This is a genomic window from Candidatus Leptofilum sp. (genome assembly GCF_965223525.1).
Classification (GTDB): Bacteria; Chloroflexota; Anaerolineae; order Promineifilales; family Promineifilaceae; genus Leptofilum.
The window spans coordinates 2013171-2027979 of the sequence record NZ_OZ245005.1 but is presented as its reverse complement, the minus strand read 5'-3'; the positions used below and the strand labels follow the sequence as shown (position 1 = coordinate 2027979).

Below are 14809 nucleotides of genomic sequence, written 5' to 3'. Positions count from 1 at the left end.
CATGACGCATACAAATATTCGCCCCTTTGCCCTGACCGATAGCGAAGCTGTCATTACCGTTTGGAAAGCGTGCGGTCTTGTCGTTCCCTGGAACGATCCGCATAAAGATATTGCCCGCAAGATGAAGGTGAATCCTGAACTATTTCTAGTTGCAATAGCAGACGGCCGTGTTGTTGGCACTGTCATGGGTGGCTACGAAGGGCATCGCGGCTGGATTAACTATTTGGCCGTCTCCCCAAATTATCAGGGTCGGGGCATAGGCCGCGCTCTCATGGATAATATTGAAGCCAAGCTGCTGGCGCTCGGCTGCCCCAAAATCAATCTGCAAGTTCGCAGCAGCAACCGCGCTATCATTCAATTTTACGGACACATTGGCTACCACATTGACGACGTGATCAGCCTCGGCAAACGCCTCATCCCAGATGGTTAAAACTTAGCCACAGACTTGTGCTGAGCGCAGCCGAAGTAGGGCACAGAGGAAAAAGAGAATAGCCTCTAAAATCTCTGTGCCCTCTGTGGCAAAAGATTATGAACATACGACCTGCCCATCCCCACGATGTTCCGCACATCCTCGCCTTGCTCAATGAGCATGTGCGTCGTGGTGACGTGCTGCCCCGCACTGCAAAATCCATCCGCGACACGCTGCCCGACTGGCTGGTAGGTGTTGACGCCGAAGATGATCTGGTTGCCTGCGTGTCGCTGCTCTACTACAGCGACATTTTGGCCGAAGTGCGCTCGCTGGCCGTCGCTGATAAGGTGAAAGGGCAAGGCTGGGGCAGCAGCATCGTGAAAGCGATCATTGGCCAAGCGGAGCATCGGCAGGTACCCACCCTGTTTGCCCTCACCCGCGCCGTGCCGTTCTTCCAAAAGATGGGCTTCACCATCAGCAGCAAAGAGCTGTTCCCCCAAAAAGTATGGCGCGACTGTCATGTTTGCCCATTGTTGACAAATTGTGATGAAACGGCCGTTGTCCTCCACCTCACCCCACAACCTATCGAACCCCGAACTCAGCCAGTTATCGAATTACCAATTATTCAAGTCCAAGAAGGAGTAAGAAAAATGTCAAAACCAAAAATCAACAAAGCCGTTCTCGCCTACTCAGGCGGCCTCGACACCTCAGTTATCGTTCCCTGGCTACGCGAAAATTATGGCTGCCAAGTTATCTGCTTTTGCGCCAATATCGGTCAGGGAGATGAGGAGCTGAAAGGGCTAGAAGAAAAAGCAATCGCCAGCGGCGCAAGCAAAGTATACGTAGAAGATTTGCGACACGAGTTTGCCAAAGATTTCCTCTTCCCCATGCTGCAATCCGGCGCCATTTATGAACGCCAATATCTGCTGGGAACTTCCATCGCCCGACCGCTCATCGCCAAATGGCAGGTGGCCATCGCCGAAGCTGAAGGTGCCGACGCTGTTTCTCACGGTGCTACCGGCAAGGGGAACGATCAGGTACGCTTCGAGCTGACCTACAAGGCGCTCAACCCCACCCTCAAAGTGATTGCGCCGTGGCGCGAATGGGACATCCGCTCCCGCGAAGATGCGCTGGCCTATGCCAAAAAACACAACGTCCCTGTGGTTCACACCGAAAAATCTATCTACAGCCGAGACAGTAATCTGTGGCACCTCTCTCACGAGGGTGGCATTTTGGAAGACCCGCGCAATGAGCCAGAAGAAAGCATGTACCAATGGACAACCTCACCAGAAAACGCCCCTGATGAGCCAGAAATCGTTACGGTTCATTTTGAACAGGGCGTGCCAGTCTCCGTAAACGATGTGCAACTGCCTCCTGCCCAGCTCATTGGCAAGCTGAACGATTTAGGCGCAAGGCATGGCATTGGGCGAATTGATTTGGTAGAAAATCGGTTGGTTGGCATGAAATCTCACGGCGTCTATGAGACCCCCGGCGGCACCATTTTGTACGCCGCCCACCGAGAGCTAGAATCGCTTTGCCTAGACCGCGACACCAGCCACTTCAAGGAAGAGCTGGCTGTGAAATACGCAGAACTGGTCTACTTTGGCAAATGGTTCCACTCGCTTCGTGAGTCAATGCAGGCATTCATCAGCGACACGCAAAAAACGGTCACTGGCTGGGTGAAGTTTAAGCTGTACAAGGGGAATGCCATCGTCATCGGGCGGCACAGCGACAACAGCCTCTACCGAGAAGATTTTGCCACCTTCGGCAAGGAAGACGTGTACGACCAAAAAGATGCGGTGGGCTTCATCAATCTATTTGGCCTGCAAATGAAGGTGCAGGCCATGATGGACGTCAGCAACGGCGGCAAAACTCGCTACGCGGCACCGGATTACTCCAAATTCAAGCGCGACTAAATTGGGAGACTAGAGAATGGAGATTGGAGATTGGAGATTTCTTCAATCTCCAGTTCTAATTGACCAAGTTTCACGAGGGCGCTCTTCTCGAAGAATATCTAAAAGCTCTGGTACTCTCCTGTTCCGATCAACATTTTCAACAAGTTCATGAGCCTTTCGGAGCTTATTATCACCTGATAAATTCTCGTAGTCTATATCTAATTTTCTTACAAGATCGCGTAGCTCATCCTCGTTAAATAATTCGCTGATTTTTCTACCCAATTTCGATAATTGAGACCCTTTCAGCTTTTGGGAAGTATTTATGGGCTGGTTGGGAATGGTCATTTCGTTTTCATCAACAATTATCTCATCAACCTGTAAAAGTATTCTAGCTTGCTTTTGAACTTCGCCGTACTCAACAAGAATATTACCCAATAAATCCATAATGTATTTTCTTTCAACATCTTCAAGAATCGTCTGAGTTCTCCAAGTAGGCATAATGCCAGATTCTCCATTACTCCGATCAATCCATACCCGACAAAGTTCAACATTCTTGCATGAAACTATGTAAGTGAAGCGATCAGCCGTGTTTTTCTCCATTACATTGAGCAAAGGTGAAAACGAGGACTCATATAACAATCTATGTACGCCCTGATGTACCGCATGGATATCAGTACGATAATTTCCAGAATCAAGCATAAACCTTATTCCAGGTATATCCTCATTAGACAGTTCAAAAAGTGCTTGAGAGAAAAAATCTTGCCAATACATTTTCTGATCTTCTGGAAAAAAACTTGCCAATTGGCTTGCATATTGATCTATTTTATTCTGATAGTTATCAAGGGGTGGGAAGGGATGAGGGTTATAATATTTTTCAAACCATTCGTAAAAGACTTTCTTAAATTCTTCATTAAACAGAATCTTATACTGCAAAGACTTTGATAATAGGTCTTGAGAAGTCTCTGCTTCCTCCAACAAAGAAATATATTGTGATACACGCCACTCATGGTATGCATCCAAATCTTCGACAGACTTTATAAAAAATGTTTTTGGTTCACGTTTCCTTTGGTCTGCAAATTCATCCATATCTTCATATTATGTTATGGTTCGAACTTGTTATCAAGCCCATCTTCATAAAAGCAGTCGAGCCTAAAAAGTCTACCAGTGTCATTTTTATTCCATCATAGCCACTAATAAAAAAATCTAATCATGTGCGGTAGTCGGCGTTGATGCTGACGTAATCGTGACTGAGGTCGGTTGTCCAGACAACGGCCGTTCCCCCACCCCCACTTCCCAAATCCAACAAAATCTTAAACTTAGGCTGGGCAAAAACGGCCGCTGCATCCACTTCTTGGTAGTCGGTGGGCGTGCCGTTGGCGACTAGCTGAAGTTCGTCCGGCTGCCGCACACCAATCCATAGGTTGATTTTGGTCTGGTCAAAGGCAATCCCCGCTCGACCAGCAGCCATGAGCAACCTACCCCAATTGGCATCGCTGCCTGCAAACGCTGTTTTGACCAACGGCGAGGTGGCAATGGTGTTGGCAATCTGGTGAGCATCGGCCTCACTTTGCGCCCCTGTCACCCGAATTTCCACAAATTTGGTTGCGCCTTCGCCATCCCGCACAATCATGTGGGCTAACTTGGTGCAAAGCTGGTTGAGGGCTGTGCCAAATTGGGCGATGCTGTCTGGGTCGGCAACGGCCGTTCCACTCGCCCCATTCGCCAACAGCAAAATCGTATCATTGGTGCTGGTGTCGCCATCAATGGAGATGCGGTTGAAGCTGCGGTTTACGGCCGTTCGCAACAGGCCATCCAATACATCCGGGGCAACGGCCGCATCGGTGGTCAATACGCTCAACATCGTGGCCATATTGGGATGCAGCATCCCCGACCCCTTCGCCATCCCGCCAATTGTCACCATGCCGCCGGGTAAATTTACCGTGACGGCCAGGTGCTTGGGGTGCGTGTCGGTGGTCATGATCGCTTCGGCGGCGAGACGGCCGTTTTCCCGCGAAAGCCCCACTGCCCCAGCTAAAATCCCCGCTTCCAGCTTATCCATCGGTAGCTGCACGCCAATAACGCCAGTGGAAAGCACCAACACTTGCTCTGGCTGGCAGCCAAGCACGTCGGCAGCAATTTGCTGCGTGGCGCGGGCATTTGCCAAACCAGGATCGCCCGTGCAGGCGTTGGCATTTTTGGAGTTGATGACCACCGCCCGCAGCTGGCTACTGTTTTGTGCCAGCGTTTCCCGATCCACAATGACAGGGGCAGCTACCACCTGATTTTTAGTAAACATAGCGACACAGCTACACGCATGTTCAGAGACCACCAGTGCCAAATCAAGCTGGTTTTCTTTTTTGAGCCCGGCGGCATGGGCAACGGCCGTAAATCCCAATGGCGACGTCACGCTCCCCATCATAGCAACTTGTGTTTGATCCATATATTCACTCCGGGTCAACAATAAAGAATCATTTGGCAAGTGGTTAGTAGCTTGCTAACCACTTGCCTGCAATAATCCTGCCATCATATCAATCAATTTTCGTATGCCAAACAAAGTAAAGCACAATTGCTGGCAAGCTGACTGCACCCACTAAAAAAGCTGCAACGATTATCAAAAACAACTCTATTGCTTCCAAGTCAAACATGATTTAACCTCCGTTCCTTGTTTTTTACATAATTAGCCAAACAAAACAAGCCCAAAAATAATAGCAACAAGAATGAACAAAATTATTCTCAGGATACTACCGCCTTCTCTTCTTGGCGCAGATATTATTTGGAGAGCTTTTTCCAACTGCCACATCAAAAACTTAATCCGTAGCGCATATAGGCCTACCACGATAAGCCCCACAAGCGCTAAACCCAAAAGAACTGAATCAGATGCTGAACCCATTTTATTCCTCCAAGTGCATCTTTCATTGAGCTCATCGTGCAATGAAAGGTGCGATTGCCTTGTCTTGGCATTATCATCACAAACTTGAAGGGTTTTGTGCATCGTAATATTGTAGTAATTGACTTACTTCAGGCGGCTCAACAAATGTAAAGAAGTTTCAAATCACCCGGCTAAAAACCATAGAAATCTAATTTAATTCTCGCAATAAAGTGCAATTTAGCTTGGAAAACAAACGGCCGCAACAAATATTGCCGCTTTTATTACTGCTTTATCAAACATTTTTAGTAAAGATGCGATAAATTTCTGCAATAAATAGCTACCTTCAACAACATTCCCTACCAAGAAAGCTAAAAAATAAGGCGAAAAATCGAGAAGCCGTCATTTTTCCTGCCACATTTCTGCAACATTAAAATTCTTCTCTCTTGATACAATATCTTCATCTTCTGCCTGACAAACATGAACGGTTCACAAAATGAGGACAAAGATGAATAAAGGATTGACAAAATCTTCCCCAAAAAACAAGCAACCAATAACGGCAACGGTTGAAAACCTGTTTTCATATGGTGTATTTGTTCTGCTTGACGATGGAAGAAAAGGGTATATTCGTCGCCGTGAAATGTCTTGGGATGGGGATATCGATCCAAGGAAATTGCTTAAGCCTTTTCAAAAAATCAAAGCGATTGTTTTGGAAGATGCCAAAGGCAACGGGCGAGTAGAGCTTAGCTATAAACAAACGCTACCAGATCCGTGGCAAGCGTTTATTGCTACCTTCAGACAAGGGATGCTCATTTCGGGTGTTGTAAAAGATATTCATCCTTCAGGAATATTTGTTAGAGTTTGGGAGGGGGTTGATGGCTTTGTACCTAACCAGCAGTTAGCAACTTGGCATGTGGCGTGTCCAGGGGAAACATTTTGGATTGGGGATCATATTGAAGCGCTCATTTCCCGCCTTGATCGCAAAAACAAGAAGGTTCGGTTAAGCATTCGCAGTCGCCTAGCACAGCAAGCTATGGTGAGTTCTGTGGTCAAACAAATCGGCGAGGATGAGGTTGGGGACGCTTCTTTAAGCGTATTAGCAGAAGAAGATGACAGTGAGGAGCGGCTCAATCATCGTATTTCAGATGAATTAAGGGAACGTATCGGGATGATTCTGGTGCTTGAAGACCAGGATGATTTACGTGAGCCGCTTGTTAAATGGCTATGTGACCGCGGGTTTCATGCTTTGGGGGCTGGTGATACGACAACGGCCGTGCAGTTAATAAAGAAACAATACTTTGATGTTTGCCTTGTTGACCTTGACTTACCAGATGTAGATGGTATCGCCTTTGTAAAACAGCTACGCCAAGCAAAGCATGAGAGCCATGTCATTTTTATGAGTGGCTCAGATTGGCTAAATAAACGCTCCGCAGAGATTGAAAAGCTGGAAGTGAGTGCTGCCCTCTTCAAGCCGCTTGATTTTGCAGAGATAGACGGCATTTTGCACAAAATTGGCTTGGGAGAAACGCTTTTACCGCTACAGGCTCCAAAGCCAACAAAGCAAGTGGGGCGTCGCTCGTTTCAGAAGTTAGCTCAAATCATGCAAAATCATGTCTCTTTACGCCAGCGTCTACAAAAAGGGCTAGAACATATCGTTGATCTAACAAAAGCTGAGGATGGCATTATTTTTTATCAGAGTGCTGCCTCTCAATCAATCTCGGTCATCGCCCAAGCTGGGCAAACAGTTCTAAATGGAGACGCCCTGTTCTCTTTAGATGACAGCCCAGTGGAAAATGTACTCCAAGATGAGGAACTGGTTTTTGAAACCAAAGTAACAAAGAGTGCCTACTTTCGGTTTCGCAAATTGCTGCAACTCCTCTCGTTTGAATCCTGTATTGGCGTGCCGATGGGGCGAGAACTATCTAGCAATTATGCTTTGTTCCTGTTTCACCAAGAGCCACAAGCATTTCATCAGTACCGACTTTATGATGCTCAATCTACGGCCGCTTTGCTAACGGTTGCCTTGGAAAACGAGCTATTTGAAGAACGGGTGCAGGGCATTAGCACAATTTTGCTCAGTGGCCAACTAGCAACTGGATTTGGGCATGAGGTAAACAACAAACTCACTGCCCTAGAAGCACAACTTCGCAACTTAAAATTGGCATGTCTACAAATAGAGCGTGGCGCAAACAGTACAAATTGGGAAGGCGCTTTAACACAGGCCAAACGGACCCAAGATGGCATTTTAGGCACTGTTGAAGATTTAAAGAAGACCGTTCGACTTTTTCAAAATTTAGCCAAAGAAGCACATTCTCCTACCTTTGATACGAATCAAGTAATTCGGCAAGCTTATGCTTTACTGCGCCCGGTTTTAAGTAAAGAGAAGACAATGCTAACGCTCAATATAGAAACCGAGCTACCGCTTGTTGCAGGTAGCTCAATTCGTTTACAGCAAGCAGTGCTAAATATTTTGCTAAATGGCTTGCAACAAATGCTGCCGTTGGAAGTTAAAGAGCGTCGTTTGGAAGTTGTTACAAAAATGACAGATATGAATGCTCCGCGACCGATTAAAATTAGCTTGATTGATACTGGCATAGGCATCCACAGGCAGCTTTGGGAAAAAATCTTCACGATGGGATTTTCCACCCGCGAGGATGGCACCGGGTTAGGTCTTTATATAGCACGTAGCCTGGTAGAAAGTCTTGGTGGGCGAATTTATGTAGAACAAAGCTTGATCTTGATAGGGACGACTTTTGTCATTGAATTACCTGGTGAGGAGGCGTTTGCATAATGAACGAGAGAATCTGGCGAGTCCTTTTAGTAGATGATGATGCACAATTACGAGAACCGTTGGCAAGTTGGTTGCGAACTGAATATGGCTACCACATTGATACGGCCGCCAGTCGCAAAGGTGCCTGGCAACATATTCATGAGCAAGATGACCCCTATGATGTTGTCTTAATTGATGATATGTTGTTGGAAAACGAATCCGATCTTAATGGCTTCCCTATGCCTATCGGTGTCGAGTTAATGGCAGAGATTAAGGAAGCTTTTCCAGATGTGGCCAGCATTATATTCACAGGCTGGAGTGGTACGGAACGCGGTCTGGCTGCCTTGCGGGCTGGTGCCTATCGTTATTTGAGCAAGCCAATCGAACATGAGGAACTGGCTTTGACTATTCAGGTAGCTGTTCAACATCACCAGCTTAAAAAGCAAAAAAAACTATTGCAAACATTCATTAAGGTAGGGCAGACAACGACCTCTATTCGCTCCCTAGATGAGGTTTTAGAAGAAGTGCACAGGCAGGTTGGCTCCTTGATGGATGCCTCGGGGATGGCCATCGCTTTATATGATAAGCCAACCGAAAAGCTGCGCTTTGAACTCTTTTTTGATCGGGGAGCGAAACAAGAGAAAAGGGAACGGCCGTTCAACCGCAAGGAAGGATTAACCGAATGGGTTATTACTCAGGGTAAGCAGTTGCTAATTAAAGATTTTGCGGCAGAGAAGGAGTCGCTCCCTAAAATACCTCAAATCGAGCATTTTGGAGAGAACACCGATCAAGAAATCACCCAATCATGGTTAAGTGTTCCTTTAGTTGCCAGAGACCAAGTTATCGGAGCAATGAACCTTCACAGTTATAACCGCAATGAGTTTGATGAAATAGATCAATACATCTTAGGGGCGATTGCCAATCAAGTTGCCGGAGCCATTCAAAATGCGCGCCTCTTCTCCAAGTTGTATGAAGAACGTGAGCGTAAACAGGCACTGTTACAAAGTTCATTAGATGCCATTGTCGCCATAGACAATAACAAGCGCATTACTGTTTTTAATAAACAGGCAGAAAAGTTTTTCGGCCATACTGAAGCAGAGATGCATGGACAAAGAACTTTTTCACTGTTTGAAGATGTGGAAGTAGGGCGGCAAATATTCGACGAGCTTGATGGGGGCACCTCTATCACTGAACGCCAAATTAATTTCAAGCATAAGAATGGTCCGATATTGCCCGGATTGTTCTCAGCGACGGTCATCAAAGATGAAGCAGGTCAGCCAATTGGGCAGGCGGGATTTGTGCGTGACTTGCGTGATGTTAAGTTACTAGAAACGCGCCAACGTGCCTGGTCTGATGTGAGTCAGGCTGTGACCCAATCTGAGGATTTGAATGAGATATTAAATCTTATTGTCCATTCCACAGCAAAAAGTATTCCTGCCGCGAATGACAGCGAAATACATCTGTATCGAGATGGCACTCTTTGCCTGGTTGCCAACACCATTAACTACAGCAAAAGTGCCATGAGAGCCATCCGATTTAAGGAGGGAGAAGGAGTCAATGGAAAAGTATTTGAATCACGCCAACCGATGATAATAAATGATGTAAAACAAGACAGCCGATTCAAGCAAGTAAACCATCCTGAAGCGGCTCCTTTTGAATCAATGGTGTGCGTCCCTATACAAACAAGTGAGCATGCAATGGGAACGCTAGCATTAACAAGCAAAGAGCAAAATGCGTTTAAGGAGGTAGACCTTGACTTACTCAACTCTTTTGCCAGTCAAGCAGCCGTCGTTATCAAAAACTCAGAACTGCTTGATAAAGCAAAACATGGGCTGTCTTGTCTAAAATCTGTCTCGGAAGCCAGTAGTATCCTTATTTCTAAGCAGGAACCGCAAAAAGTGCTAGAGGCAATTGTTGTACAGGCGAGAAAAGCTCTGAATGCCTCGCGAGCCAGTGCTATCCTCATTGATAATAAAGGTCGCCCTAAGGAACTTGCTGAAGACGGATACAAAAAAGCTCCCGATGTAAAAACAGTTATTCGAGAAAATGGGATTTCGGCGCAAGTAATGACAAATAACAAGCCATGTTTTATTGAAAATGTTGCAACCAACCAAGAGAATCTAAGCCTAAACTCTGATATGAAAAAAGCCGGGATTTGTGCTGCAGCTTGCCTGCCTCTGAAGCTTGGCGAAAATGCCATCGGTGTGATGTGGATACAATACAAACAACCGAGAATTTTTACAGAAACAGAAAGAGAAGCTCTACAAATGTATTCAGAGCAGGCAGCCCTTGCTTATGACAAAACACGACAAATGCAGGAGTTACAGCATATGCGGCAGGCGGCTGATGCCCTGGCGGGCGCGGCTGATTTGCCAGAAGTCTTAACCCAAATTGTTAGCAGTGCGCGAAAAGTTTTAGGAGCCGATTCGGCCGCCATCTGGTCGTATGATGATATTCGCAAGAAGTTTCTTCTGAATTATTCCTTTGCAGATGGGATTAAATCGACAATATGGAAACAGTTCATACAAGAAGAACCGCAAGTTGGACAAACGGCCGATACTGTAATGAAACAAGGTTCACTTGTTGTTGAAAAGGTTACTGACCAAAAACGGTATCCATTTCTAGGGCAATCTACACGACGCTTGCTCAAGCAAGTTGGAATCAAGAGTTTTCAGGGAATAGCTCTAACCGTCGGTAATGAGCGTTTGGGTGTTCTCTACGTGAACTATAGTCGCACTCGCCACTTCAGTAGAGAAGAAGTGGAAATTGCCGCCACGTTTGCTGATCATGCCGCTCTTGCTCTAAAAAAAGCACGATTGTTAGAGCAGTTAAATAAAACACAGAACGCAGCCCATATTGTGGCACAAGTCACGGCATTAGAAAATCTTGACGCTACATTAGATTCAGTTGTAACAGGAATGGTAGAAGCAGTAGAGTGCAGTGCTGTGACACTTTATGTTTATAATCAACATACAAGTAAATTATATTATCCTCCAGCAGTTGCCGGTCTCAAATTCCCCAAGAGAACCCGTAGGCTACCTGAAGTTCCAGAAGATTCAATAGTTCTAAAAATGCTATGGCGCGATGAGACATACATTGTTGAAAATACAGCTAATGACCCGGATTTTAGTCCAAGACGATTTGTCCAAGAGGAAAAGATCAAGTCTTGTGCAGCAATCCCCCTTATCGTCGGTGGTGTTCGAGTAGGGGTTCTGTTTGTCAATTATCGACAATTTCACCGCTTCACTCATGAAGAATTGCAAAACATTGAACTGTTTGCCAGTCAAGCGGCCGTAGCTATTCGCAACGCCCAACTTTATAAGGAAGTACAAGAACGTTCGGAAATTCGTCGAGCACTTTACAAGGCCAATGAAGCGATTAGTAATTCTTTACTAGATGAGCAAGCAACATTGAATGCAATCTTGGAACAGGCAGTCAATATCACAAAACGAAAAGGTAAAAATGTTGGTCGTGCGTGTATTCGAGAAGTCGAGAATGGAGTTAGTCGTCTCATTTCAGTTTTCCCGCATAATTTGGACCAAGAAGATATAAGCCAGAACATTATCAAAGTCGCTCTTGAAGATTATGGGAAACGACGCATTGGAATTATGGGACGTGCCGCGCTCAAAGAGGAAGTTCAGCGTGTTGGAGATGTATCTCAAGATAGTGATTATCTTGAGGTAGATCCAGATGTAAGATCTGAATTGGCTGTACCTTTTAAATTAGGGAATGCTGTTATTGTCATCAATGTTGAACACGAAGAGAAAGATGCCTACGATGAGATTGATGAGGTGGCATTAGAGGTATTGGCAAGTCAAGCTGCAATTGCTATCGAGAATGCACAGCTATACCAAAAGAGCGAAACGTTTCGGAAAGTTGCGGAGGCTTTATCTAGCACCAACAAATTGAATGACGTTCTAAATGTAGTTATCCAAGAAGCGATGACTTTAACAAATACTCCTATGGGGAATATCACATTTTGGGATGTGGAGAATGAAAAAGCTTCAGATGCACTCCGTGTAGAAAGTGATGGAAAATTACATCGCTATCCGAGTGTGGCACGCAAAAACGGCACTACACGGCGAATTGTGGATAATCGTGAAGCCGTTGTAATTCCTGACAAACGACTTGAAAAGAACCCAAACCCAATTTACAAAGAAAGAGGCTTTTTAGCAGAGGTTGGCGTTCCAATTGAAACTCGAAAAAAAGTACTTGGTGTTCTTTATGTTCGTCACCCAGAATCACACCATTTTCCTAACAGACAAGTTAAGATGTTGAAAACGTTGGGACAACAGGCAGGTTTGGCAATTGAAAGAGCCCGAACTGTTGGATTTATTGGTAATAAAACGGCCGTTGACTGGATACAAATGGTCAGCACAACCTGGGGACACAGCCTCAACCGAGAAGTAGGCATTGCCAAGGGACGCATCAAATGGCTATCTGCTTTGGCAAATCTCGAAAACAAAGATGAATTTGAGGAACAAATAACATCCCTCGAAGATGTTCTTAATCGCATTACCAACTTGACCATTACAGCACCGCTTACCTATGAAGATGTTACAAAAGCAATTCCTATAAATGAGCTGCTAAACACCTACTTGGAGCGACAATGGAAGCACGCACGCTTTAGACACATTTTCTTGTCACTCGATCTGCGACCTGACTTAGACAAATCAAGTTCTGTTTGGGCAAGTCCTGAATGGCTTCGCCGGGGCTTTGAGCTAATTGTTGATAATGCTGTTTTGGCCATGCAAGAAGCAGGTACGCCAGACCCAAAAATTTGGGTGACAACCCGCTCAAAAGACACCGAAGTACTGATTACTATCGAAAACAACGGCCCTACAATATCAGACGTAGTCCTTGAGCACTTCCGCCAAGGGCGGGCAATACCTAAGAATGATGGAGACCGAGGGTCAGGCATTGGCTTACAACTCACAAAAACCATCTTCGAAACGTACCGAGGCACTATGCAGATAGAAAAAAGAGAGCCGCAAGGAGCGTCCGTAACTTTCACGTTGCCAAAATTTCAACCTAACGAAGCAAACAAGAAAAAGAATGCAGAATAATCTCATAAGCATTTTTAATATTGCTTAACTCAAGTTGCTACCTTAAAAATATGGCTGACACTCTCAGCCAGAACAAATAATGCGATTTTCAGCTCAAAGCCTGCGGCTGTGACTGCATGAATGCTCCTCGGCATCCTGCGTGCAATGGATGACCCTGTCGTCTCCACAATCTTGCGATGCAGTTTTATCCAATAAGTGCGCCACGGTGGATACGGCCGTTTGCTGTTTTTCTTGCGTACAGGACATAGTTTCACCTGTCTTGTCTCATTGATTAAGTCTTCCATGGTGTAATCATTGTAGATTTTGTCTGCATAGATTTCTGAACCCGTCGGTAGGTCAAACTGAAAGGAGCGCAGGTGAGTCACATCGCTTTCAGAACCCGGTGTTAGGAAGAACTCAACTGGTTGACCCTGACTGGTGACCATCAAATGTAGTTTGAGTCCATAGAAGTAGCGGCGTTTGCTCGCAATCTTGCCGCGATACTTCTCTTCTCGATAGAGACGACAGCGGCGAATGCGCCAATTGTCACACACCACAATAGGAAAGGTATCGATCACGTAAATCGAATCGCTACTGACCCCTTTCCAGTGGGCGCCCAACATCTCGATAAAGGTCACGATGTAATGGCTCACTCGATGCAGACGACGTGAATACCGACTTTTGCTCAACATGGTTGGTATGTAGCCGCCTTGATGCAAGAAGGCACGGGCAAGTTCATAATTGCCGCTAAAAAACAGAGCAGCCACGATTGCTGTGGTGATGACCTCGGAATCGTTCATGCGGCATTGACTGTTTTCATGATGACCTAAACCAAGCAAAAGGTCGTTAACCAGCGTGTAAATCGCTACAATTTGTTCGTCCATGATTGTCCTCGTAAAAATGGTTTGGTGGTTCAAACCCACTTTACTTGGCTTTCATGGACTTCACCATTTTTGACTGTTAAGGTAGCAACTTAGGTTATTGCTTAAGATCGGAGTATATGATGAAACAAGTAATTTTGTTTGCAGATAACGATCCAGAAACTTGTGAAGTTTTTGGGAAAGCATTGACTGATCAAGGATATGATGTCAGGTTTGCAACAAATCCTGGTGAAGCCCTTACCAAGTTAATGAGTGGTGGCATTGATTTAGCCGTTTTGGATATGCGCCTGGAAGATGATGAACCCACAGATATAAGCGGATTAACGTTGGCGAATAATCTTTCATTTCGTCATATTCCCAAGATCATATTAACTGGCTACCAACCATCTCCTGAGTTTTTCCGTAAAATTCGGGAGTTATCTGCAGACGAGCTACCAGCAGCCGTGACTTGGGTAGGCAAAGAAGAAGGACCAAATAAGTTGCTAGAGCTTATTCCTAGAGTCATTGCCCATTGGATGAATCTACAAAAAACTCAAATTCTAACTAGCAACATTGCAAGGCGATTAGAAGAGGATCAAGCCGCAATCCGCCGGCAAGCAGCTCAAAATTATACGAGAGCCACATTCTCGTCATATGTTGGGTTTGGGCTAATCATCGCTAGTATCATCCTGGCATTTTTTGAGGGTGCGATTGAAATAAGCAAAGTCGTGGCTGTAAGTGGTGTTATCACAGAAGTGTTAGGCTACCTCTTCTTCCGCAGGCTTGATGTAGCCAATAAGCGAATGGATAAATATCATCAAGAAATCTTACAAACTCATGGCTTAGAATTACTTTTGGCAACCTGCGAGCCGCTGCCAGCAGAAAAACAAATCGCTGTATCAGAACGCATTATTCAGGCAGCCACTGAAAGTTGGTTTTTAAAATCATCCGCCAAAGATTAAGT

General features: G+C 45.4%; 9 protein-coding genes and 1 pseudogene. 6 read left to right on the top strand and 4 right to left on the bottom strand.

All coding sequences use genetic code 11. The annotated features are described in order from the left end of the window. The first annotated feature begins 1 nt into the window (after position 1). The 3 genes and pseudogenes from ACOQPM_RS25745 (at position 2) to ACOQPM_RS25735 (ending at position 2325) form a co-directional block, all read left to right on the top strand. Complete coding sequence (locus ACOQPM_RS25745; protein WP_420631259.1) at positions 2-430, top strand: GNAT family acetyltransferase; 429 nt, start codon at positions 2-4, stop codon at positions 428-430. Between the two features lie 98 nt (positions 431-528). Next, positions 529-885 (top strand): annotated as a pseudogene (locus ACOQPM_RS25740) (GNAT family N-acetyltransferase); the annotation flags it as partial. 174 nt (positions 886-1059) lie between these two features. Next, a complete protein-coding gene (locus ACOQPM_RS25735) occupies positions 1060-2325 on the top strand; it encodes an argininosuccinate synthase (protein ID WP_420632420.1) in 1266 nt (421 codons plus the stop codon). A gap of 42 nt (positions 2326-2367) precedes the next feature. Here the strand turns inward: ACOQPM_RS25735 and ACOQPM_RS25730 are convergent, their stop codons facing one another. The 3 genes from ACOQPM_RS25730 to ACOQPM_RS25720 all read right to left on the bottom strand — a co-directional run bounded on the left by ACOQPM_RS25730 (position 2368) and on the right by ACOQPM_RS25720 (position 5194). Continuing rightward, the gene (locus ACOQPM_RS25730; RefSeq protein ID WP_420631258.1) at positions 2368-3390 is read right to left on the bottom strand and encodes a hypothetical protein; all 1023 of its coding nucleotides are present in this window, start codon (positions 3388-3390) and stop codon (positions 2368-2370) included. A gap of 121 nt (positions 3391-3511) precedes the next feature. Continuing rightward, positions 3512-4744 carry a bifunctional glutamate N-acetyltransferase/amino-acid acetyltransferase ArgJ gene (gene argJ, locus ACOQPM_RS25725; RefSeq protein WP_420631257.1) on the bottom strand — a complete coding sequence of 411 codons (1233 nt, stop codon included), beginning with the start codon at positions 4742-4744 and terminating at the stop codon, positions 3512-3514. 237 nt (positions 4745-4981) lie between these two features. Next, positions 4982-5194, bottom strand: a complete 213-nt coding sequence (locus ACOQPM_RS25720) for a hypothetical protein (RefSeq protein WP_420631256.1) — start codon at positions 5192-5194, stop codon at positions 4982-4984. 484 nt (positions 5195-5678) lie between these two features. Between ACOQPM_RS25720 and ACOQPM_RS25715 the strand changes: the two genes are divergently transcribed. Both ACOQPM_RS25715 and ACOQPM_RS25710 read left to right on the top strand, forming a co-directional pair. After that, the gene (locus tag ACOQPM_RS25715) at positions 5679-7961 is read left to right on the top strand and encodes a S1 RNA-binding domain-containing protein (protein ID WP_420631255.1); all 2283 of its coding nucleotides are present in this window, start codon (positions 5679-5681) and stop codon (positions 7959-7961) included. Then, positions 7961-13006, top strand: a complete 5046-nt coding sequence (locus tag ACOQPM_RS25710; RefSeq protein WP_420631254.1) for a GAF domain-containing protein — start codon at positions 7961-7963, stop codon at positions 13004-13006. Before ACOQPM_RS25715 ends, ACOQPM_RS25710 begins: the two co-directional genes overlap by 1 nt. A 29-nt stretch (positions 13007-13035) precedes the next feature. Here the strand turns inward: ACOQPM_RS25710 and ACOQPM_RS25705 are convergent, their stop codons facing one another. Continuing rightward, positions 13036-13869 carry an IS982 family transposase gene (locus ACOQPM_RS25705; RefSeq protein WP_420627395.1) on the bottom strand — a complete coding sequence of 278 codons (834 nt, stop codon included), beginning with the start codon at positions 13867-13869 and terminating at the stop codon, positions 13036-13038. A 116-nt stretch (positions 13870-13985) separates the two neighbouring features. Here ACOQPM_RS25705 and ACOQPM_RS25700 point away from each other — a divergent pair, with 116 nt between their 5' ends. Next, positions 13986-14807 (top strand): response regulator, encoded by an 822-nt coding sequence (locus ACOQPM_RS25700; protein ID WP_420631253.1) that lies wholly within the window; start codon positions 13986-13988, stop codon positions 14805-14807. Positions 14808-14809: the final 2 nt, after the last annotated feature.

Bases quoted from the DNA above. Each gene is read 5' to 3' on its own strand.
- ACOQPM_RS25745 (WP_420631259.1), top strand. From the start codon at position 2: ATGACGCATACAAATATTCGCCCCTTTGCCCTGACCGATAGCGAAGCT.
- ACOQPM_RS25735 (WP_420632420.1), top strand. From the start codon at position 1,060: ATGTCAAAACCAAAAATCAACAAAGCCGTTCTCGCCTACTCAGGCGGC.
- ACOQPM_RS25730 (WP_420631258.1), bottom strand. From the start codon at position 3,390: ATGGATGAATTTGCAGACCAAAGGAAACGTGAACCAAAAACATTTTTT.
- argJ (WP_420631257.1), bottom strand. From the start codon at position 4,744: ATGGATCAAACACAAGTTGCTATGATGGGGAGCGTGACGTCGCCATTG.
- ACOQPM_RS25720 (WP_420631256.1), bottom strand. From the start codon at position 5,194: ATGGGTTCAGCATCTGATTCAGTTCTTTTGGGTTTAGCGCTTGTGGGG.
- ACOQPM_RS25715 (WP_420631255.1), top strand. From the start codon at position 5,679: ATGAATAAAGGATTGACAAAATCTTCCCCAAAAAACAAGCAACCAATA.
- ACOQPM_RS25710 (WP_420631254.1), top strand. From the start codon at position 7,961: ATGAACGAGAGAATCTGGCGAGTCCTTTTAGTAGATGATGATGCACAA.
- ACOQPM_RS25705 (WP_420627395.1), bottom strand. From the start codon at position 13,869: ATGGACGAACAAATTGTAGCGATTTACACGCTGGTTAACGACCTTTTG.
- ACOQPM_RS25700 (WP_420631253.1), top strand. From the start codon at position 13,986: ATGATGAAACAAGTAATTTTGTTTGCAGATAACGATCCAGAAACTTGT.